Raw genomic sequence first — 21,987 nt, forward strand, 5'->3', positions numbered from 1 at the left:
GTTTTTAGCTTTTAATTTGTTTAAACCCGCGCAAGTCCGAAACTGCGCGGGTTTATTTTTTGTTTTTTTTGAACCATATAAGTGATGTAAGTTCATTTTAAAACCAGCGTTTTTTAGTGGTCAACTTTGTCAAAGTTTAAAACTTTGACAAAGTTCTTATAACGCAATATTTTTGCAACGATTTGCAAAATATTCGTTAAAATCAGCTTTCGCAATGGTATGAAATGGTTAAATATTAAATGTATTGCTTTATATTTAACATTCTAAAACTTCAAAAAATAAAAAATGAAACAAATTAACCTAATTGCATTTTTATTTCTCTGTATTTTTTCTACCTCAACTTTTGCTCAGAAAAATAAAAAATTGGACATTATTGCTTATTATACAGGTGATTCCAAATTAATTGATGACTATGAAGTCAATAAACTGAACCAGATTATTTTTAGTTTTTGTCATTTAAAAGAGGGAAAACTAAGTGTAGATTCTCCTAAAGATTCTTTAACAATTAAACATTTAGTTTCGCTTAAAGCAAAAAATCCACAGTTAAAAATTATTTTATCTCTTGGCGGCTGGGGTGGCTGTGAACCTTGTTCTTCAGCATTTTCAACTTCCGAAGGAAGATTGACTTTTGCAAAATCAGTAAAAGAAGTTAGTGATTATTTCAAAGTTGATGGTTTAGATTTAGATTGGGAATATCCAGCAATTGAAGGACTTCCGGGACATTTGTACCAAGCTGTTGACAAACCTAATTTTACAGAATTGCTTAAAATTCTTCGCTCTACTTTAGGCAAAAAATATGAGTTGAGTTTTGCCGCAGGAGGTTTTCAGAAATATTTAGATGAATCTATTGATTGGAAAGCGGTGACGCCTTTGGTAAATCGCATCAATATTATGAGTTACGATTTAGTAAACGGTTATTCTAAAGTTACAGGACATCATACACCATTATACAGCACAAATCCAAAAGAAGAATCGACAAACAGAGCCGTTACTTATTTATTAAAACAAGGCGTTCCTGCTTCTAAATTAATTATTGGAGGAGCATTTTATACCAGAACTTGGAAAAATGTTGAAAACGTCAATAATGGTCTATACCAAGCCGGAGAACATATCCAAGGAACTGACTTTAAAAGTTTTTCCACAGTTTTTACAGAAGCTAATGGCTGGAAATATTTTTGGGATGATAAAGCAAAAGCGCCATATTGGTACAATGAAAAAGAAAAAACTTTTGCAACAGGTGATGATCTTACTTCAATAAAAGAAAAAACGGAATATGTAAAATCAAAAAAATTGGGAGGCATTATGTTTTGGGAACTTGTTCTCGATACTCCAAAAGACGGAATGGTAAATGCCATTTATGAAGTCAAAAACAAATAATTAAAACTTTAAAGAGTAACCTGAAAAAATCTTTTTTCAGGTTATTTTTTTTTGTAGTATTTTTGATATACTTCTCAAAAACAAACTGTTATGGCATTTTATAATCTTATACCAAATAGGCTTCTTTATAAAAATGCTAAACTTCAGTCATTAGTTTCAAAAACATTTACAGTACTATTTTTCTTTTTTTCTCAATTTTATGTGTCTTATTCCCAAAATCAGAATTTATCCGACTCTACAAAATCAGACGGAAAAAATTCAGAATACAATAAAATTGAAAATCTATTAGAACAGGACGAAGAAAAAAGCAATACTCTTTTTAAAGAAAATCAAATAAGTCGAGAACGGGCGGAATTATTTGATGCCATTTCTAAAAACATTCAAAAAGCAGATCTTACTTTAAAAACCGGAATCGATTATAAAGGTTTTACTTCAGAATTAGATTATGTAATTACACTGAAAAAAACGGCAATTGACGGTATCATTAAAAACAAAAATGATTTTCAGACGCTTCGAAACATTACTGTAACTTCAATAATGCTAAAAGAACTGCAAACCCGAGTAGAGATTCAGCTTGCAAAAATCAACAAGAATAGATTAGAACTAAGCGAAATGCAAAGCATAATTGATTCTTTAACCATAAAAAAATCCCTTTTTACACTTCCAAAAGATTCGCTTAGAAAAGCATTATACTACGAAAGATATTCGCAAATGAATTCGGATGTCGGACAACTCAACAAACGATTTAAGGACGCATTAGACAGCATCAGCAAACTTCAAATTATCGGAAGCCGATTTAAATTCGACCTCCAAAACGATATTATAGAAACAGATAATATTCGAAAAAATGAATTCCAGAACCTGCTACATTCTGATGGAGATATTTTTAATCCAAATGAAGGTAATAGTTCTTTTATAGGAGCTTTCTTTTATTCATTGACCAAAGTATTAATCATTTTGCTGTTTTTTATAACAAACCATTTTAATGCAATCATTTTAATGCTTTTGGCCGCTTCATGTCTAATAATCTATTTGCTGTTTTTAAAGAATAAATATATAAAAGAAGGACTTTATGATACTATAAATGTATCAAAACAAATTTTCATCCATCCTGTCAGCTGCGCAATATTAGTTTCATTCACTGTGTTTAATTTTTTATTTATTTTTCCGCCCTTTGCCTTTACAACCATCATTTGGCTAATCTCGATTATTGCATTAACAGTTGTGAACAAAGAGCATTTTTGCAAAAAAGAGAAATTTGTATGGAAAATTTATGTCGTTCTGATTCTTCTTGGTTTGTACGACAACAATATTTTAATTCATTCGGTAACTGAAGTTTATTTTATTTTATTTATTGCAGCCGCTTCGGCCATATTCAGCATTTACAATTTAAAAAAGAACAAAGAAATTCTGAATCCTTTTTTCAAATACAGCCTTATTGTTATGATTATTTGTGAAAAAGGTTCCATATTTTTTATCCTATTTGATAGCAATTATAATTTAGGAAAATTACTAATGATCAACGGAATTATTACCATTCTGATGTATTATCTCTTTACAAATACGTATCGTTTGATTCTTGACATTATAAGATATTCTAATTTTTTAAAAGAATCAAATGAAGGAACACCGCTCGAAGCAAATGAACTGGAAACAATTCATTACAGCCCGATAATCAATACTTTATTTATAATTGGATGGTTTATTTCAATTGTAAAAAACTCCTATTTTTTTCATGCCATAATAGATCCAATAATTGCTTTTTTTAATGAACCAAGGACTATTGGAGCTATAAATTACTCTTACCAAAGTATTATCATTTTCTTTTTCATCATTATCACTTCAGTTCTTATTGCAAAAATTGTTTCGTTTTTAACCAGCAGTTCTTCAAATTCAAGCAACACTAACCGGAAAAATAAATTTGGAAGCTGGATTCTTCTTGTTCAAATTGCCATTTTTAGTATCGGAATCAGTCTTGCCTTTATATCTGCGGGAATTCCCGTTGATCGCTTGACCATTATTATTAGTGCCTTGGGAGTTGGAATTGGATTTGGTCTCCAAACTTTGGTCAACAATTTAGTAAGCGGACTTATTATTGCTTTTGAAAAACCGGTCAATATAAATGATACAATCGAGATTGGCGGACAAACTGTTAAAATGAAATCTATTGGAATCAGAAGCAGTGTCGTGGCAACTTTTGACGGTGCCGATGTGATAATACCAAATGGAGATTTATTAAGCCAGCATCTTACAAACTGGACTTTATCAAATTATAAAAAACGAACTGATATTGTAATTGGGGTAGCATACGGAACCAATTTAGAAAAAGTAAAAGATTTATTAAATGCCATTTTAGAAGCTCATTCACTCGTTTTGCAAATTCCCGAACCGATTATCTGGATTACTGAATTTAAAGCAAATTCGATTGATATTGTCGTTAAATACTGGGTAAACAACATCAACGATGCAAATGAAGTGAAAAGTGATTTAATTATTTCGATTGACAAAGTTTTTAGAGAAAACAATATCGAAATTCCGTTTCCGCAACAGGATATTCATATCATACACAACAATACTACTGATTCTGAGAAAAAATAAAAAAAACAGCAACAGTTTATTAACTTTTGCTGTTATCCTTTATATGAAAAAAGTTTACTGAACTTTTGTCTTATCTAATTCACCAATAAACGGAATGGCTTCTAAAATTTCGCTTCTAATAATCGTTTGAAGATAAACTTCAAGCTGAATAAATTTTGCCGCATTTATAGGACCAATTGCTTTCTTAGCCTGATTATACGTTTTCTCATATAGTTTTTCATAAGCAATATGATTTTTTAAAGTGCCTTTGGCCAATTCATCTGCTTTTGCATCTGTCAGAGTAGCATAATTGGCGGCATAATCATTAATAAGCTGAAACTTCGTTTGCCCTAAAGCTTTGCGCTGCGTTTCGTAATTATCATAAACCTTTGTAAAAGCCACCGACTGCGCATCAGACAAATTCATGTATTGTTTTACCAAATCACTTTTAGATTTTCCATAAAGACTTTGCAGGACTTCTACATCTTCCTTAAAAGAAGATTGCGCACTAACTGAAAACGTGGCGATCGCCATAATAAAAATAAGACTTAATTTTTTCATAGTTTTAATTTTAATTTGTTCCTAAATAAATATGCACTCTTAAATAAACTGATTTTAAAACATTTACATCTAATCTAAAATTTAAAAAAAGGAATACTGATAAACAGCAGATAATGCGTAATAATTTAAGCCATTATTAGTGTAGGCGCCAACATGATACTGAAATCGCAGCGATTGTCCTTTTGCAATTGGAGTTGAAAAGGTTGCTCCTACCCGCCAATTATCAATCTGACTATTATCTGATACGCCGTTTATTACTGTTCTTCCACCAAAAAACCAATTTGTATTTGCTCCAATCCACATTTGATTTTTAAAATAATAACTAGCGTGCGCCTGAAGACTGTAGGTAGGTTTTTGTTCTAATTTTTTCCCTAAATAATCATTATTATCGGTATAAAACCATATACCGCCGTAGGCTTCCGCATATACATGAGCAAAACGTTTCGACACCCCAATTTCGGGTTTAAAAGCCCACCGATTGGTGCCAATATTAACTTGTTTGTCTTCATAATATCTTCCTGTTGGTACCGAAGTAACCAAACTTACTCCCAAAATAGTTTTCTGCTCAAATTTTCTAAATTCAGATTTGTCGAGTGCAGGAGAACCCAATAAATTAATTCCAAATCTAACTTTCATATCAGCAAAACCAGTTCGTGAACCTGTAACCAATTGATCACTGATCGTAGCAGATCCATCCATAAACGTAAATGGCAAAGCCACCTGAATACGGGCGAGTTTATTTGCTAAACCAAAGGTTCGGATATAATTTACAGCCAAATTATTGCTTTGAAGTGTAAAGTCTTTAATTGGCAACGAGGGATCGGTCAGAACATTTCCGCTCATAAAAACATAACCGGCCGCCACAACGTTTAGCTTTATGGGTACATTGGCATAAACCCTAGGTTCTAAATCTTGGCTATAGCTTATAATATTGATTAAAAACAGTGCCGTGCACAGGTATTTTCGAGGCAAAACAGAAAAGTATCTTTTTGGCATAAATTAAAGATTTGGCAACATAATAATTAGACTATTACTCCTATTTTTTAACGTCATCAGTTTTAGGCGCCTCTACTACACCATCATAAGATATAGGAGCTCTGTTATTGCTAGTAACTGAAAGAGAAGCATCTCCATTAAAAAAAACAGTCAATAAAAGATCGTAAACATCATTTTTGCCTTTTACTGTGCTTCTTACAATAATTTTTTTCTTGCTTTTCTCAATTCTTGTATTTTCAGGAATGCCTTCAAACTTAATACCACCGTCGCCACCGTAAGCAACGTTATAGGCGCGTCCAAAAAATGGAAGATCACACGTTGTGTTCGTTTCATTAAATTTTAAGAAATAAGTATTATAGTCAAGATTTAAAAGTCTTCCTCCTTGCGGAGTTGCTTTCTGTGCTTCAAAAACAAAATTTTTAGAATCAATTAAAGCTTCGATTTCTTTTTGTTTTTTCAACTCCTGCTCTGCTTTAAGCTCTTTTTTAGTTTTTTCCTGAGCAAAGGCCGGAAAATTTAAAAGACAAGCCAACACAAATAAAATGGATAATTTAACTGACATAAAATAGAATTTAAGAGTTAAAATAGAATGCTTTTATTTTTTGGTAAATCGCATCATAGCAATATCTCCTGAAATAAAATTTAAAGTTTTTCCGTCATCGGTAACATCATAAGAAGTTATTTTTTGAAGTGTATTCATAAAAACCTGCTCCCCTTGCCCGTCTACACACATCATTTTGGTAACTGCCATTGGCTGTGTAAAATCAATTTTATTTCCTGTAACACTAAGTTTTCCAGTATATGAATTACAACTGTTGTTTCCTGAAACCTGATTTTCTTTTACATTAAAATTGATTGTCGGTTTTTTATTCGGGTATAAACCATCAAAAGTAATTCTGGGTCCGGTAATATAATTGAGTTCCCAATTTCCATCTAATTTTGAAACTGAATCTGTTTTTTGGCATTTGCAGGAAATCAATACCGTAACTAAGAAAACAAGTGTAAAAAAATTCTTCATCATAATGTTAAGCATTAAAAATTAATGAATTAGAAAACAAGACTTGGGAAATTTTTCGTTAAAAACGTATACGAATTTAAGCAATATTTTTTTGTTCTCAGCTCAAACTGCCGTTAAATTGCGTTTAATAGTTTTAGATTTTTTTAACTTTTAGGGTTAATTATATCGGCTTTTTTATGTTAAATTTACTTAATCTTTAATTCAAAAGCCTTAAATATGAAAAAAGCACTTGTTTCTTTCGCTATAATTACAGCCTTAATTATTGGCTGTAAGACAAATACAAAATCAAATGATGCCAAAACTTTGACCGTAAATCTGGAGCCAAAAAGCAACAGTACAGTCTCTGGAACTGCAACTTTTACTGAGAAAAACGGAAAAGTAACGTTTGTTGCAAAAGTTTCCGGATTACAGCCAGGCGTTCATGCAATACACATTCATGAAAAATCAGATTGTTCTGCTGCTGATGGAAGTTCTGCCGGCGGACACTGGAATCCAACTTTCAAAAAACATGGAAAATGGGGTTCAGCCGAATATCATAAAGGTGATATCGGGAACTTTACTGCTGATGCAAAAGGAAACGGAACCATTACTTTGACAACTGACGAATGGTGTGTTGGCTGTGGAGATGCAAACAAAGACGTTTTAGGAAAAGGTCTAATTGTACACCAAGGAACCGACGACTTTACGACGCAGCCTACTGGAAATGCTGGCGGTCGAGTTGCCTGCGCAGGAATCATCAAATAATAAAAAACGCAATAACCACTATTTTTCACAAAATCTAGTGGTTATTTCATTTAAAATGAATTCTATCAACAGAAAAAAAATTAGCTTTGCAGTCTCAAATTAAAGTTAATGATTAACCCATCGGCACCAGGCTGGATAGATAAGTTTTTTAGTGAACAAAAGTTTTCAGAAGCGATTCCTTTTGAGACTACAGATTCTTTTTACTATAAAGTGAGAGAAACTGGTTTTATCTACGGGCATATTATTTCTATAGATTCTCAAATTCCAATTCCGATAAAAGGCTGGTTTAAAACCGAAATTTCTAAAGTTGCCTTATTAAATACACTATATCATGTTTTTTGTTTAGAAAAAAGAAACTCTGAGCCCAATAATTTTATTTCAGAAGTTTTAAAGTTCTACAACCAGATGAATCCGGAAGGTTTTAATTTATTTAAAATTTTACTTCCAAAGGATACTCCTTCTCTTTCATTAGAAAACATAATAGATCAGCGTGTACAGACCAATGACAGTATTATCAGTAAAAATTTTTCGCATTTAGTTACGAATGCTTTGCTGTTTATTGATGTATTGGCCTTTAGACAATATTTAGAACATGGTGCTATTCCTGATAAATATTTAAAACGCATTGAAGAAACTGTTTTAGGAATCGTTGGCCTTGCACTGAAAACAAAAACAGCCAAATCACAGCACGATGATTTATTAATAAAACTTTTTGAAGCCTCAATTCGCTATTCTAAATTTTCGAAAGTTACTGTCGAAACTTTAGAAACGCTACAATTAGATTATTTCAACAATACTTTAGAGCATTATTATTTAATCGATATGGCAGGAATGGCCTTATGGAGCGACGGTGTTGTTGAAAATGAAGAAGCTTACTTTTTATATTCTTTAGGCTCGATGATGAATGTTGCTGATAATTTTGTAACCAAAAGTATCGCAATGACTAATTTTTTCATCACTACACATAAAAAGAAAATTCCGTATTTCAATTATTCAAATCCGGTGAAACACTTTTATGATCAAATGACACACACTGTTGTAAAATTGATTATAAGAAACAAAAACCGACTGGTTAAAGAAATTGTTCAGAGTAAGGAATTAATGGTATTATTGGCTTATTCTACAACCAGAGATTTGGATGCCAAAGAAAAGAAAAAAGTAAAAAAACAGCTTTTAGATATCTGTAAAACGATTCCATCTTTGACCATATTTTTACTTCCGGGCGGTAGTTTATTATTGCCAATTTTGATAAAGTTTATTCCAACAATGCTTCCGTCAGCTTTTAATGAAAATCTTGACGAAAACGAATAAAAAAAATCGCCCTTTTGAGGCGATTTTTTATTCTTATAGATTACTCAGCTGGTAAACATCATCTAGTTCATCATTCGAACTGATGGTTACTTCTAAATCGGTAACAAAACCAGAATTTAAACCATAAACCCATCCGTGAAGCATTAGATCCTGACCATTTTTCCATGCACTTTGTACAATAGAAGTTTTAGCCAAATTGTAAACTTGTTCTTTTGCATTGATTTCAACAAAAGCATTAAAACGTTCTGTTTCGTCTTCAATTGAATTTAGATATTTGTCGTGTAAACGGTATTCATCTTTAATATGACGAATCCAGTTGTCGATAATTCCAACAGACATATTTCCCATAGCCGCTTTTACACCACCACATCCATAGTGTCCGCATACAATAACGTGTTTTACTTTTAAAACATTTACTGCATAATCCAGAACGCTTAACATATTCATATCAGAGTGAACAACCATGTTAGCAATGTTTCTGTGTACAAAAACTTCACCTGGTTTTGCGCCAATAATTTCATTTGCAGGAACACGGCTGTCAGAACATCCAATCCATAATAAAGGTGGAGATTGTCCTTTTGCCAAATCAGCAAAATAATTAGGATCTTTCGCTAACGAATCTTCTACCCATTTTTTATTGTTCTCAAGTATTTGTTTATAAAATTCTCTCATTTTTTTATTTTTTGAATTGTATTTCGATGTGCTTTATTGCCTCAAAAAAAGAACTTTTGTAAAGTTACCTAAATTTTGACATTTCATATACCACAGAAATACTTAAATTTAATTTATTTGTTTTAAAATTGTTCTTTAGAAGTTTCTCTTTTTACTAAAGCCCTTTTAGCAACATCATAGTAATGTTCAATGGTTACATGATTGTGGTTTTCTGGCGTATTTTCAAGTTGGTACGCTTTTTTAAAACCTTTAAGTTTTACCTTAATATTTTCATCAATGGCACGTGTTTCTTTAAACTCGCGTATCAAATCTAGAACATCATGAGCAATGTATTCTGTATCATGCGCATTGATTATGACTTTTGAGTTTTCTGGAATCTCACTTAAAGTCTGCTTAATGGCCGCTTTATTCAAAAATGAAACTTCCTGAGCTAAATCAATATGAATGACATCTCCATCTTCATATTCTTCTTTCTTGAAATTATAAGCTCTTTTTAAATTTCCTCTCAGTACAAAAATAATACTGATTATAATTCCTAACGCAACCCCTTTCAGCAAGTCTGTAGCAACAACAAAGACTAAAGTTGCTATAAAAGGCACAAATTGATATTTGCCCTTTTCCCAGAAATGCATGAAAGTTGCTGGTTTAGCTAATTTGTATCCAACCAAAATTAAAACGGTTGCTAAAGTTGCCAACGGAATTTTATTTAAAATTGCCGGTATCGACAAAACGCTTATTAATAACAAAACACCATGAATAATCGCTGACATTTTAGATTTTGCACCCGCATTATTATTTGCAGATGAACGAACCACAACAGATGTCATTGGCAAACCGCCTAAAAGCGAACTTAACATATTACCAATACCTTGCGCTCTAAGCTCAACATTTGTATCAGTATAACGTTTTTGAACATCCATTCTATCCGAAGCTTCGATACATAATAATGTTTCAATAGAAGCCACAATTGCAATGGTAATCGCTACAACCCATACCTGCGGATTTGTAACTGCACTGAAATTCGGCGTAATCAGAATTGATTTGAAATCATCAAAAGACTTTGGAACTGGCAAAGAAACTAAATGAGCTTTTGCAATTGCCAATGAACTTCCTGAAGAAACAAAAATTTCATTTAATACAACTCCAATAATAACCGCAACCAGTGCGCCTGGAACTAATTTTAAACGCTTTAAAAAAGGTACTTTATCCCAAGCAATCAAAATTACCAGTGAAACTAGCGAAATTACAACAGCTCCTAATTGAATATGATTAATTACATCAAATAAAAACGAAAATGAATTGCTTCCGTCGTTCTGAATAAAAGCCTGATCGCCTTCAAAATCAGCATCATAACCAAAAGCGTGTGGTAATTGTTTCAAAATGATGATAATACCAATACCCGCAAGCATTCCTTCAATTACATTGGTAGGGAAATAATTTGATATACTTCCGGCTTTTAAAAACCCTAATGCTAATTGAATTATTCCTGCGATAAAAACAGACAGTAAAAACACATCAAAAGCACCAAAATCAGTAATAGCGGTTAAAATAATTGCTGTTAATCCAGCAGCTGGACCTGAAACACTAATGTGTGACTGGCTTAAGTAACCTACTACTATACCACCAATAACACCTGCAATAATTCCAGAAAATAACGGCGCTCCAGAAGCCATTGCAATACCTAAACACAATGGAAGAGCCACCAAGAAAACCACCAAACCTGAAGCAAAATCAGATTTTAGGTTGGCAAAAAGATTGATTTTTTTTGTCATAACACAATACTAAAAAAATTATTCATTAAAGATTGACCGCATTTATGCAAATGCAGTTCAGTTCAAAATAATCGGAAGTATTATGCCAAGTTGGGAGGTGGAGCAAAAATGCTCGGAGAAATATTCTCTAATTTTACAATATTTTCAGACGCTATGGTCTTTTTTTCAATATAAACTGGCACCATTACCTCATGGTGAAGTATTGCTGGGTAAACAGCAGCCTTAAGTTCTTTATGCGAGTGCTCCTCTTCAGAAAAACTGAAAAACATAGACGTATCTTTGCTTTTCTTCAGCAGCGTCACCACAGTTGGTGTTGCCAAAAAAGCAATAAATATGAATAATAATATGCGAGCGACTAATTTCATTGTGGCAAAAATAGCGTTAAACAAATAAAATCAAAGCGGGAAGCGAAAAATTTTATAGAAATTTAACACAAATAAAAAAGCAGAATGGTCAAAAGTGACTATCCTGCTTTTTAATATACTGAAAAATAATAAATTACAAGGTTTCTTCTAGCCATGCATTCATCATCCAAATTGTCTTTTCCTGCTCTGCGATAAAGTCGCTCATCATCGAATTTGTCCCCTCATCATTAATTCCACCCGATTTATTTAAGATTTCTCTTTCAATTTTCAGTAAATCAGATAATGAATTAACAATTAACTGAACTGCCTTTTCATCGTTTGAGATATTTTTTCCAATCGTCAGTTTGTTATTTTTTATATAATCTTCAAAAGTATGCAAAGGAGTTCCGCCAATAGTCAAAACTCTTTCGGCTATCATATCTATTTTAAGCTGTGCATCGGTGTATAATTCTTCAAATTTTACATGAAGATCAAAGAAACGCTTTCCGCGGATGTTCCAATGAATTCCTCTCAAATTTTGATAATAAACTTGAAAATTTGAAAGTAATATATTCAATTCTTTTACTAACAATTCTGATTCTTTAACGGGTAATCCTAAAATATTTGTCTTCATAATCTAATTTTTTACACTAATTTACTACAAAACTAAAGTAAGTTTAATAAATTTTATATAAATAAAAATTATATTTTCTTATTTTTGCATCACAAATTACTATCATTATGACTATAACTCAATTGCAATATGTGTTAGCAGTTGCTGAACACAAAAATTTTACTCTTGCAGCCGAAAAATGCTTTGTTACACAGCCAACTTTAAGCATGCAGATTCAGAAAATTGAAGAAGAACTCAATATTTTAATTTTTGACAGAAGCAAAAAACCTATTCAGCTGACTGATATTGGACAAAAAATTGTTAATCAGGCAAAAAATATTGTAAATGAGGCGGATAGAATCAAAGATATTGTTGAACAGCAAAAAGGTTTTATTGGCGGTGAATTTCGTTTAGGAATTATCCCGACAATCATGCCGACACTTTTGCCGATGTTCTTAAATAATTTCATTAAAAAATATCCAAAAGTTAAACTCTTAATTGAAGAGCTGAATACAGATGAAATCATTTTAAAATTAAAAAATGGTCATCTTGATGCTGCAATTGCTGCAACACCGCTCGAAGATGAAAAAATTAAAGAAATAGTTTTATATTTTGAACCGTTTGTCGCATACATTCCTGAGCATCACGTAAGTTTTCAAAAAGAAGAAATTGAAGTTGCAGATTTAAATTTGAACGAAATTTTACTTTTACAGGACGGTCATTGTTTTAGAGATGGAATTTTGAACTTATGTAAAAATGGGACTGATATTGAACAAAACAATTTTCAGATTCAAAGCGGGAGTTTTGAAACTTTAATAAAATTAGCCGATGAAGGCCTTGGCACAACATTACTTCCGTACTTGCATACCTTAGATTTAAAAGATTCCGATAAGTTGAAACTCCGTAATTTTAAGGAGCCAAAGCCTGCCCGTGAGGTAAGTTTAATTTACCCTAAAAGCGAATTAAAAATGCAAATCATTGACGCTATTAGATCAACAATTGCTGGCGTTGTAAAAGGAGCAATTGTTTTCCAGAATGTTCAAATCATAAGTCCGCTGCAAAAGAAACAATAATAAAAAAGGAGCCAATTTGGCTCCTTTTTTTATACTTTAATCAGTAGTAGACTCTGTTTTAATTCTGGTTTCTCAATTATGAAATTTAATAACCATTCTTGCAGTTGTTCCATTTCATAAGGTAATAGTGTTTTGATAGCTTTTTCTAACTCTTTACAGAAAAGTACCGGGTCGAAACTTACTCTCTCGAGTATTGATTTCGTGTAATCAAACATCATTTTTGACATAATAAAATAAGATTTTGGGGGGTTATCTATTTTTTTAAACTCGCACCAAATTTAAACAAATATCACATATAAAGATCTTTTTTAACTTATTTTTTTCAAAACTTTATCAACGAATACGTTTTCTTAGTACATATAAATCAATATAGAATTATTCTAAATAACTTAATCAGACCTTTTTAAAAGCTCTAAACATCTCGCGTTTCCCCGGCGGACCGGCTAATTTTTCGACTGTAAATCCAACAGAAATCATACTCCTTTTAACAACACCGCGAGCAGCATATGTTACTAAAACGCCATTTGGTTTTAAACTATTGTACATTTTCTGGAAAATCTCGGTGCTCCACAACTCAGGTTGCACTCTATATCCGAAGGCGTCAAAGTAAATCAAATCAAAAGTTTCGAAATCGTCAATTTCATCAAAAAATTGTTTTCTTTTCGTTAACGAGAACTTGCTGCTAAGATCGGTTTTCTCATTCCATTCACATTTATGCATTTTCTCAAAAATGTTATCAAATTCCAATGCCTCTAATTCGGCAACATAATTCATCGCCAGCACTTCCTCTGCATTAACTGGATACGCTTCTACTCCAACATAATCAATTGTCTGCTGTTTTTGTTCTGATTCTAAAAAAGTGATAAAAGCGTTTAGGCCTGTTCCAAAACCAATTTCTAAAATGGCAACAGGTTTATCTTCAAATAAAGAAAGACCATTTTTTATAAAAACGTGTTTTGCTTCCTGTATTGCGCCATGTTTTGAATGATAACTTTCATTCCATTCTTCTAAATGAATTGTCGTTGAGCCATCTAGCGTTTTAATTATTTCTCTTTTCACGATTTTCGAATTTTACAATAGTGTTTCACTGATTTTCAGTCGGTTTTCTTCATCAAAATTAATCAAAACAAATGCGTAAAGCCTTAAAAAATCGCAGTTTTTTCATAAATTCTTTATAAAACTCTGCCAAAATTTTCGGTTTATTATAAGATAAATAAATCTCAATTAAACACAGGAATTAATGCAGTTTTACCAAGCAAATTACATATTTTTCCGTAATTTTGCATTCAACAAAACCCTATTCTTCATCAGATCATTACGTTATATTTTCATCTGTTAAGAATTCAATTAGATAAAACTTTACATAATTATGAGTACAACTCAAACAAGCAAAATTGAAATCAGAAAAGCTGAATCGTCTAAGATAAGCTCTGTAGACTTTGAAAACTTAAGCTTTGGTGCTGTATTTACAGACCATTTATTTGAATGTGATTACAAAAATGGACAATGGCAGACTCCGGTCATTAAGCCTTATGCTCCTATTTTAATGGATCCTTCTTCTAAAGTCTTTCATTACGGACAAGCGATTTTTGAAGGAATGAAAGCTTATAAAGATGAAAATAATGATGTTTGGTTGTTTAGACCTGATGAAAACTACAAACGTTTCAACAATTCTGCAGTTCGTATGGCAATGCCAGAAGTACCGGAAGATATTTTCTTAGAAGGTTTAAATGAATTATTAAAAATCGACCAAGAATGGATTCAGAGAGGAAACGGAGCAAGTATGTACATCCGTCCTTTTATGATTGCGACAGGACCTGGCGTTATTGCAAATCCATCTGACGAATATAAATTCATGATCTTGCTTTCTCCTGCAAAATCATATTATGGAGGCGAAGTAAAAGTAATTATTGCTGAGCATTACAGTAGAGCTGCAAATGGTGGAATTGGTGCTGCAAAAGCGGCAGGAAACTACGCTGCGCAGTTTTACCCAACTAATTTAGCAAACAAAGACGGTTTCCAGCAAGTTATCTGGACTGATGATGCAACGCATACAAAATTAGAAGAAGCTGGAACAATGAATGTTTTCTTCAGAATTAACGATACTTTATTAACTGCTCCAACAAGCGAAAGAATTTTAGATGGTATCACCAGAAAAAGTTTGATTGCAATGGCAGAAAAAGAAGGTCTTAATGTAGAAGTTCGTCCTGTTATTGTTTCAGAATTGGTAGAAGCCGCTAAAAACGGATCTTTAAAAGAAATTTTCGGAGCTGGAACTGCTGCTGTTATCAGCGTAATAAAAGGCTTCTCCTATAAAGGTGAGTATTATGAAATGACACCAATTGAAAATTCATACGCTTCATTCTTAAAAGAAAAACTGACAAGTCTTCAAAATAAACTTTCTGAAGATACTTATGGATGGACTGTAAAAGTTCAGTAATTCCAAAATTGATATAAAAACAAACCCGACAGATTTTAAAATCTGTCGGGTTTTCTATTTATGCTTGATTTTTTTAAACACATAGAAACATAGCTATGTGCATAGCGTCTTTCCTTAAAACAAGGTAAAAAACTATGTTTCTATGTGTTTAAAATATTTACGCGCAGAATTTCATTTTTATAAAAGCTTCGAAAAATCAGGTTTAAAATAATTAGGTCCTTTCATTACTTTTCCATCTTCACGATAAATTGGCTGACCGTCTTCTCCAAGCTTGCTCATATTACTGCGCTGAATTTCGTCAAAAACAGCTTCTATTTTATCCTGCAGACCGTGCTCGATAATAGTTCCGCATAAAATATACATCATATCACCAAGAGCATCAGCAATTTCAACTAAATCATTATTTTGAACAGCTTCAAGATATTCTTCGTTTTCTTCTTTCATCAAATTATAACGAAGCAGTTTTTTAGTCGCGCCCAAATCGGCTTTTGGAGTTTCACTGTGACCTATTTTAAAAGCAGTATGAAATTGCGTTACTGCATCGAGTTGTTTCTTCATGTTTTTAATTGATTAAATGAATTGGCAAATTAGCAACAATTCGTGTACAATTCTCTAAATTTGCCAAAAATAATTTTAACTATGTTTAGTCAAGGACAATTAATATTCGCAGTCTGTTTTTTTATTGCTTTTGTAATCGTTATGATTTTTGCTTATCGAAAAGATCTCGCACTTCATAAAATATTTTATAAAGGAAATTATAAAGTCCTAATTGTTTTTCTGCTTTTTATTGCAATTTTGTTTGTAATCAAATTTTTCTTCAAAAGATAATTGAGGTAAAATAAATTTAGAAAATTCATAATTAAACTCGTTCAAAATCGTTTTATTTGAATGTTTTTTGATCAGTATAATTTAATAAACCAATTTTTGTTATAATGTTATTTCAATACTACAAGTGAGAAAATTTTATAACTTTACGACAGCAAACAACCACCTCAAATGAAGATTCTTAAATATTTATTTCTATTAGCATTACTTAGCCTAGTTGCTCTTACCGTTTTTGTAGCTACCCAAAAAGGAATTTTTTCTGTAGAAAGAAGCAAAGTGATCAATTCACCAAAAGCAACTGTATATAATTATGTGAATGATTTTAGAAATTATGAAGATTTTGAATCTTGGGCTGTTGAAGACCCATCATTAAATTTTACTTTCCCAAATAAAACAGCAGGAAATGGAGCTTCATTTTACTGGACAAGCACTGAAGGGGCAGGAAATGCAATTACATTAAAAGCGAAAGACGGAGAAAGTATTCAGCAAAAAATGAAGTATGACGGCACAGAGGCCGACGTAAACTGGACTTTTAAAGATACTTTAGCAGGAAAAACAAAAGTAACTTGGAAGGCAAAAGGAACAATGAGCTTTTTGTTTAAAATTTACACGGCGTTGAATGGAGGTTCTGATAAGGTTATTGGAACAATTTACGAAAAAAGTCTTGCGAACATTGACAAAAATCTTGATTACGAAACTAAAACGTATAATGTTACCGTGGATGGCGTTGTTCAGAAAACTGAAATTCCATACATCAAACAGACTTTTACGAGCGAAATTTCGAAAATAACCAAAAATGCAAGAATCGTTATTCCAAAACTTATTAAGTTTAGTGAAACCAATGCATTGCAGGCAAACGGAAAACCATTTATCATTTACCATACATATGATACCAAAACTGGTCTAGCCAAAATTTCTATTTGTTTACCAATAAACAAAGAAATTTCAATTACTTCTGGAAGTGATATTATATCAGGTAAAATGAATGCTTTTGAAGCTGTAAAAACAACTTTAACGGGTGATTATTCACATACCGGTGAAGCAATTGCTAAAACAACAGCTTACATAAACAATCAAAAAATAATGCCAGACCTAAGCTGGTCACATCTTGAAATTTTGACCGTTAGCAAATTAGATACAAAAAGCCCATCTAAATTAGTTACTGAAATTTATTTCCCAACAAAACCTAAAGTTGTACCGGTTGCCCCAGTTTCTGCAGCTCCTGCAGATTACGACAATCCAGTTGATCCTGCAGTCACAAATACTACAACAACCGACCCTGCTGGTGCTAATCCTGCAGCAACCGTTCCTGTTGTAAAAAAACCTGTAAAACCAAAACCGACAGCACCGAAACCTGCCACTACTCCGCCAGCAAAGACTGAAGAAGACGAATTCTAAAATAAAGATTTTTAAACCTTTAGCTTAAAATTCATTCTAATAAGATAAATAAACAAATTTGACAGACGAGAAGGAATTTATAAAACAATTATTAAATCCTAAAACGCAAAATACTGCGTTTCAAAAACTCTTGTCTGATTATCAAAAACCGTTGTATTCTCATATCCGGAATATCGTTTTGGATCATGAAGATGCTAATGATGTTTTGCAGAATACTTTTGTAAAAGTTTTTCAGTACTTAAAAAACTTTAAAGGTGAGAGCAAGCTTTTTTCATGGATGTATCGCATTGCAACAAACGAAGCTTTGACTTTTTTAAATCAGAAAGCAAAATTAAACGGACTGACATCTGAAGCTTTACAGACAAAAACGATAGAAAATCTAAAATCTGATGTTTATTTTGATGGAGATGAAATTCAGATCAAACTCCAAAAAGCCATTGTTACATTGCCAGAAAAACAGCAGTTGGTTTTTAAAATGAAATATTTTGAAGAATTAAAGTATGAAGAAATAGCTGAGATTTTAGGGACTTCAGTTGGTGCATTAAAAGCATCTTATCATCATGCGGTAAAAAAAATTGAATTATATGTTACATCAAATTAAACCTTTTGTAAAAAAAACTATCTTATAGACATTATGAAAGCATTTAAATTAGAAAACGAACCGAAAATCAAATCTGGATTTAAAACTCCAGAGCACTATTTTGATGATTTATCGGCAAAAGTTTTACAGCAGATTAACGAAAAAGAAGTAAAAGTAATACCTCTTTACAAACGTAAAAAAGTAATTTCACTTGTTGCGGCCGCAATGATTGTTTTTGCCTTGATGATTCCGATAGTAAATAATTATAATACAACTTCTAATGAACTTGACGAAGCAACTTTAGAAACTTATTTATCGTATGACTCTAATTTAAACCAGTATGATCTGATGCAAAATTTAGACGCCAAAGATCTTCAAAAACTCAATAAAAATGTAGCTATTGAAGATGAGACACTAGAAGACATTCTAGCATCAAACCCAAACATTGAACACTTAATTTCTGAATAAAAAACAAAACTTAAAAGATGAAAATCAAAAATATCCTGCCGATAATTTTATTCCTGATAAGTTTTTCATTTTATGCCCAAGGTGGAAAAACAGATGAAAAACGTGAAAAAATTAAAGCTTATAAAGTTTCTTTTTTAACGACTGAATTAGAATTGACTCCTGCCGAAGCTGAAAAATTCTGGCCTATTTACAATGCGTTTGACGACAAGCAATTCGAATTAAGACATCAAAAAATGAAAGTGTATTTAGAACGTCTGGATGATGACAATGTAAATTCAATTTCAGAAAAAGAAGCTGCAGTTTTACTTTCTCAAATGGAAAGCACTGATAAAGAACTTTATCTGTTGCGCGAGAAATACAATTCAAACTTAAAAAAGATACTTTCTGCAAAGAAAATATTAAAGCTTAAAAAATCTGAAGACGATTTTAGCCGAAAATTATTAAAACAATATCGAGAAAAAGCCGGAAAAGATTAACAAAGAGTACAACAGCGACAAACCCCCTATATAATAATACTTACTTTATTATTTAGGGGGTTTGTTATTTTTAAAAATCTTGTCTGGCTATATAAAAGTGATTCGGATTAATTTATTGTAACCTGCTGCAATAGCAGTATTTTTATTGATAAATCGAATAGTAAAAAGCTTAGAATCATCTGATAATTGTTTCCAAGTTGCGCCTCCATCCTGAGAGTACTGAATCCCTGAAGATCCAACGCAAACTAATTCTCTTGCATTGCTTCCTGGAACATATTGAATACATGAAGCGTATCCAAAACCTTGATTCTGCCCAACTAATTCCCACGTTTTTCCTCCGTCTTTGGTACAAATTTTATTATCCGAGTTTTTCTCTGGAAATTCATAATCACCGCCCGCAGCAAATCCGTGTTTTGCATCGTAAAAATCGGCCGTAAAAATTCCTGTCATTGTTTTACCTTGAGTTATTGGAGTATCAATAACTTTCCATGTTTTCGCTTTATCTGGAGAATAAAAAACACGCGATTTTTTTCCTCCTGAAACCAGCCAAGTATCATTTCCTTTAATTACAATATTAGTATTGCTTGCGGCAAAAGCAGATTCACCTTGAGTGTTTGTTGGCAATTTATCCGACAATAATTTTGTCCATGTTTCACCGCCATCGCGTGTCACAATGATTGAAAAAGTATCTTCTGTAGGGTCTCCAATTGCGATTCCTTCTTTATCATTCCAAAATTGCATGCTGTCGTAAAACACCTTGGCATTTACTTCTTTATAAACTAATTTTACTTTTCTAGTTTTTTTATCAACCTGATACAAAAGAGCAGGATTTGCAACACTTAATAAAAAGATATTTTTATCGTTTTGTGCTATGCTTCTGAATTCTAAATTAAGTGTATCACGATAAATATGATCTTCAAATTTTTCTCTTTTATCTAAATCAAAACAGCCAAAACGGGAATTGTCTGCGCCGTACCACACTTTATTATTATCAATTGTAATGGCCCGGATGCTGATTTTATCCTGAAATAAAACTTCAGTCTGCATTGAAACAAAGCCTCCTGGCCCTGGTGCTTTATCATTATTTTCCAACGCTTTAAAGGACACCAGTAAAACAAATAAACTAAAAAATAATATTAATTTTCTCATGTAGGTTAAGGTTTAGTTGTTGCTAAAATACAATTATTTATAACATATAAAATAGCTTTTATTCTTTTTGATAATAATCTTTTTAACAGCCTTTTTTACAGAATCAAAAGTAAAAATAAAGCAACAAAACACAAAATATTAAAAATCATATCCTTAACACAAACCAGTCGTGGAATTATTTTTTTGGCACAGTAATTGGATATTCCACATTAATTAATTTTTAATATTATTTGCCATGAAAGCGAAACTACTTATACTAGCATTAATCACTATAGGACTTAGCTCTTGTACAGCACAAAGTCAAACTACAGTTTATGCAAAAAACTCAGATATCAGCGATAACTTAGACTTAAGAGCTGTTGCATCTATGTTTGGAGAATCGGCCAATCTTCAGGATTTTGAAAGAAGGCTAAATGATCCAAAATATCAGATATCAAATCTTGACTTAAACGATGACGATCAAGTTGATTATTTACGTGTAATTGAATCTGTAGAAAACAGAACGCACGTTGTAATTATTCAGGCCGTTTTAGATCGCGATGTCTATCAAGATGTTGCAACAATCGATGTTGAAAGAGACAATTACAATAAAGTAAGTGTACAAGTTGTAGGAAACACTTATTTATATGGTGAAAACTATATTTATGAGCCTGTTTACAATGTTGTTCCTGTAATTTACAGCTCATTTTGGGTTACAAATTATAGACCATACTGTTCAACTTGGTACTGGGGATATTACCCAAATTATTACACTGCATGGAGACCTTACCCTGTTTACAGATATAGAAATAACGTAAATATTTGCATCAACGCAAACTACAGCTACAACTATGTAAATTACAGAAGAAGCTATAGAGCGCCTGCTATTTACGAAACAAGACGAACTTATGGTTACGAAAGAATGAGACCGAATTACGGCTTTACAGACAGACACGCTTCTATAAACAACAGATATGATTTGGATCAAAGAAGAGTGGCCAGCAGACCTTACAATACACCACAAAACAACAACAATCCGGTAAGATCAAGTGCTGGAAGACCTCAATACGGTGAAAATAGAGGTTCAGACAGAAATTACAGCAACACAAGCCGTCCTGTCGTAAACAACAGAGAGAATAATACACCTGCGCCATCAAGACCAGATTACAACAGAAATAATGCAACTGTTTCTGTTCCTAGAGAAAACTCAGAAAACAGAAATTATGCAGACAGAACATCCTCACAAAACAATGCTCCGTCAAGAAATTATTCTGAAAACAGAGGAAACTCAATGAATAGATCAAACAATGAAAGACCTGCTCCTGCAAAACAAGCACAGCCATCAAGAAGCTATTCTGAAAGTAGAGGAAACAGTGAAAACAGATCTTACAGTACAAGACCGCAAAGCACACAACGTTCTGAATCTCCGCGTGCAAGCCAAGAATCAAGAAGCAGTGAACCACAAAGAGAAAACGGTTCAAATTCTAGAGGAGGCGGAAGAAGAGGATAATTAAAATATCATAATTTTTATTTAAAATTAAAAGCACAATTTGGGGATTGTGCTTTTTTTTATCTTTTTAATTATAATTGTCTCTAATTTGTTTTAAAACAGTA

Annotated in this window: 24 protein-coding genes; 12 read left to right on the forward strand and 12 right to left on the reverse strand. The window is 32.3% G+C overall.

The genetic code is table 11. The annotated features are described in order from the left end of the window. The first annotated feature begins 285 nt into the window (after window positions 1-285). Window positions 286-1,377 (forward strand): glycoside hydrolase family 18 protein, encoded by a 1,092-nt coding sequence (locus tag GKZ88_RS08250; RefSeq protein ID WP_155101900.1) that lies wholly within the window; start codon window positions 286-288, stop codon window positions 1,375-1,377. Window positions 1,378-1,467: 90 nt separating this feature from the next. Further along, a complete protein-coding gene (locus GKZ88_RS08255) occupies window positions 1,468-3,975 on the forward strand; it encodes a mechanosensitive ion channel domain-containing protein (protein ID WP_155101901.1) in 2,508 nt (835 codons plus the stop codon). A gap of 54 nt (window positions 3,976-4,029) precedes the next feature. Here GKZ88_RS08255 and GKZ88_RS08260 read toward each other — a convergent pair whose 3' ends face one another. The 4 genes from GKZ88_RS08260 to GKZ88_RS08275 form a co-directional block, all read right to left on the reverse strand. Beyond that, a complete protein-coding gene (locus tag GKZ88_RS08260) occupies window positions 4,030-4,515 on the reverse strand; it encodes a hypothetical protein (protein WP_155101902.1) in 486 nt (161 codons plus the stop codon). 81 nt (window positions 4,516-4,596) lie between these two features. Further along, window positions 4,597-5,511, reverse strand: coding sequence for a transporter (locus GKZ88_RS08265; RefSeq protein ID WP_155101903.1), 915 nt, complete (start codon window positions 5,509-5,511; stop codon window positions 4,597-4,599). A gap of 40 nt (window positions 5,512-5,551) precedes the next feature. Continuing rightward, window positions 5,552-6,073 (reverse strand): DUF4251 domain-containing protein, encoded by a 522-nt coding sequence (locus GKZ88_RS08270; protein WP_155101904.1) that lies wholly within the window; start codon window positions 6,071-6,073, stop codon window positions 5,552-5,554. Window positions 6,074-6,106: 33 nt separating this feature from the next. Then, the gene (locus GKZ88_RS08275; RefSeq protein WP_155101905.1) at window positions 6,107-6,532 is read right to left on the reverse strand and encodes an META domain-containing protein; all 426 of its coding nucleotides are present in this window, start codon (window positions 6,530-6,532) and stop codon (window positions 6,107-6,109) included. 213 nt (window positions 6,533-6,745) lie between these two features. Between GKZ88_RS08275 and GKZ88_RS08280 the strand changes: the two genes are divergently transcribed. After that, window positions 6,746-7,273, forward strand: coding sequence for a superoxide dismutase family protein (locus GKZ88_RS08280; protein ID WP_155101906.1), 528 nt, complete (start codon window positions 6,746-6,748; stop codon window positions 7,271-7,273). 108 nt (window positions 7,274-7,381) lie between these two features. Further along, window positions 7,382-8,584 (forward strand): LETM1-related biofilm-associated protein, encoded by a 1,203-nt coding sequence (locus GKZ88_RS08285; protein WP_155101907.1) that lies wholly within the window; start codon window positions 7,382-7,384, stop codon window positions 8,582-8,584. Window positions 8,585-8,617: 33 nt separating this feature from the next. On the opposite strand, the gene can is transcribed toward GKZ88_RS08285, so the two are convergent. From can to GKZ88_RS08305, 4 genes are all read right to left on the reverse strand, one after another. Next, window positions 8,618-9,256, reverse strand: coding sequence for a carbonate dehydratase (can, locus tag GKZ88_RS08290; protein WP_155101908.1), 639 nt, complete (start codon window positions 9,254-9,256; stop codon window positions 8,618-8,620). 122 nt (window positions 9,257-9,378) lie between these two features. Beyond that, a complete protein-coding gene (locus GKZ88_RS08295) occupies window positions 9,379-11,028 on the reverse strand; it encodes a SulP family inorganic anion transporter (RefSeq protein ID WP_155101909.1) in 1,650 nt (549 codons plus the stop codon). A gap of 80 nt (window positions 11,029-11,108) precedes the next feature. Next, window positions 11,109-11,393, reverse strand: a complete 285-nt coding sequence (locus tag GKZ88_RS08300) for a hypothetical protein (protein ID WP_155101910.1) — start codon at window positions 11,391-11,393, stop codon at window positions 11,109-11,111. 133 nt (window positions 11,394-11,526) lie between these two features. Beyond that, the gene (locus GKZ88_RS08305) at window positions 11,527-12,006 is read right to left on the reverse strand and encodes a Dps family protein (protein ID WP_155101911.1); all 480 of its coding nucleotides are present in this window, start codon (window positions 12,004-12,006) and stop codon (window positions 11,527-11,529) included. Between the two features lie 107 nt (window positions 12,007-12,113). Here GKZ88_RS08305 and GKZ88_RS08310 point away from each other — a divergent pair, with 107 nt between their 5' ends. Then, window positions 12,114-13,058, forward strand: coding sequence for a LysR substrate-binding domain-containing protein (locus GKZ88_RS08310; protein WP_155101912.1), 945 nt, complete (start codon window positions 12,114-12,116; stop codon window positions 13,056-13,058). A gap of 29 nt (window positions 13,059-13,087) precedes the next feature. Here GKZ88_RS08310 and GKZ88_RS22450 read toward each other — a convergent pair whose 3' ends face one another. Together GKZ88_RS22450 and mnmD are read right to left on the reverse strand one after the other, a co-directional pair. Then, complete coding sequence (locus GKZ88_RS22450) at window positions 13,088-13,285, reverse strand: hypothetical protein (protein ID WP_057120884.1); 198 nt, start codon at window positions 13,283-13,285, stop codon at window positions 13,088-13,090. A gap of 166 nt (window positions 13,286-13,451) precedes the next feature. Then, window positions 13,452-14,117, reverse strand: a complete 666-nt coding sequence (mnmD, locus tag GKZ88_RS08320; protein WP_347343861.1) for a tRNA (5-methylaminomethyl-2-thiouridine)(34)-methyltransferase MnmD — start codon at window positions 14,115-14,117, stop codon at window positions 13,452-13,454. Between the two features lie 310 nt (window positions 14,118-14,427). On the opposite strand from mnmD, the gene GKZ88_RS08325 reads away from it, so the two are divergent. Further along, on the forward strand, window positions 14,428-15,498 hold the full coding sequence (locus tag GKZ88_RS08325; protein ID WP_155101913.1) for a branched-chain amino acid aminotransferase: 1,071 nt from the start codon (window positions 14,428-14,430) through the stop codon (window positions 15,496-15,498). Between the two features lie 177 nt (window positions 15,499-15,675). On the opposite strand, the gene GKZ88_RS08330 is transcribed toward GKZ88_RS08325, so the two are convergent. Further along, window positions 15,676-16,056: a nucleoside triphosphate pyrophosphohydrolase family protein gene (locus GKZ88_RS08330; protein WP_155101914.1), complete on the reverse strand. Its 381-nt coding sequence runs from the start codon at window positions 16,054-16,056 to the stop codon at window positions 15,676-15,678. Window positions 16,057-16,137: 81 nt separating this feature from the next. Between GKZ88_RS08330 and GKZ88_RS22455 the strand changes: the two genes are divergently transcribed. From GKZ88_RS22455 to GKZ88_RS08355, 5 genes are all read left to right on the forward strand, one after another. Continuing rightward, window positions 16,138-16,326, forward strand: coding sequence for a hypothetical protein (locus tag GKZ88_RS22455; protein WP_072972699.1), 189 nt, complete (start codon window positions 16,138-16,140; stop codon window positions 16,324-16,326). 168 nt (window positions 16,327-16,494) lie between these two features. Next, window positions 16,495-17,721 carry an SRPBCC family protein gene (locus tag GKZ88_RS08340; protein ID WP_155101915.1) on the forward strand — a complete coding sequence of 409 codons (1,227 nt, stop codon included), beginning with the start codon at window positions 16,495-16,497 and terminating at the stop codon, window positions 17,719-17,721. Window positions 17,722-17,779: 58 nt separating this feature from the next. Further along, window positions 17,780-18,322 carry a sigma-70 family RNA polymerase sigma factor gene (locus GKZ88_RS08345; RefSeq protein WP_155101916.1) on the forward strand — a complete coding sequence of 181 codons (543 nt, stop codon included), beginning with the start codon at window positions 17,780-17,782 and terminating at the stop codon, window positions 18,320-18,322. Window positions 18,323-18,355: 33 nt separating this feature from the next. Continuing rightward, window positions 18,356-18,769 carry a hypothetical protein gene (locus tag GKZ88_RS08350; RefSeq protein WP_155101917.1) on the forward strand — a complete coding sequence of 138 codons (414 nt, stop codon included), beginning with the start codon at window positions 18,356-18,358 and terminating at the stop codon, window positions 18,767-18,769. 17 nt (window positions 18,770-18,786) lie between these two features. Then, a complete protein-coding gene (locus GKZ88_RS08355; RefSeq protein WP_155101918.1) occupies window positions 18,787-19,245 on the forward strand; it encodes a sensor of ECF-type sigma factor in 459 nt (152 codons plus the stop codon). 87 nt (window positions 19,246-19,332) lie between these two features. Here the strand turns inward: GKZ88_RS08355 and GKZ88_RS08360 are convergent, their stop codons facing one another. Continuing rightward, complete coding sequence (locus GKZ88_RS08360; RefSeq protein ID WP_155101919.1) at window positions 19,333-20,394, reverse strand: oxidoreductase; 1,062 nt, start codon at window positions 20,392-20,394, stop codon at window positions 19,333-19,335. Between the two features lie 235 nt (window positions 20,395-20,629). Here GKZ88_RS08360 and GKZ88_RS08365 point away from each other — a divergent pair, with 235 nt between their 5' ends. Beyond that, complete coding sequence (locus GKZ88_RS08365; RefSeq protein WP_155101920.1) at window positions 20,630-21,883, forward strand: hypothetical protein; 1,254 nt, start codon at window positions 20,630-20,632, stop codon at window positions 21,881-21,883. The last annotated feature ends 104 nt before the right edge of the window (window positions 21,884-21,987 follow it).

It is taken from the genome of Flavobacterium sp. LC2016-01, from assembly GCF_009711135.1.
Taxonomy (GTDB): domain Bacteria; phylum Bacteroidota; class Bacteroidia; order Flavobacteriales; family Flavobacteriaceae; genus Flavobacterium.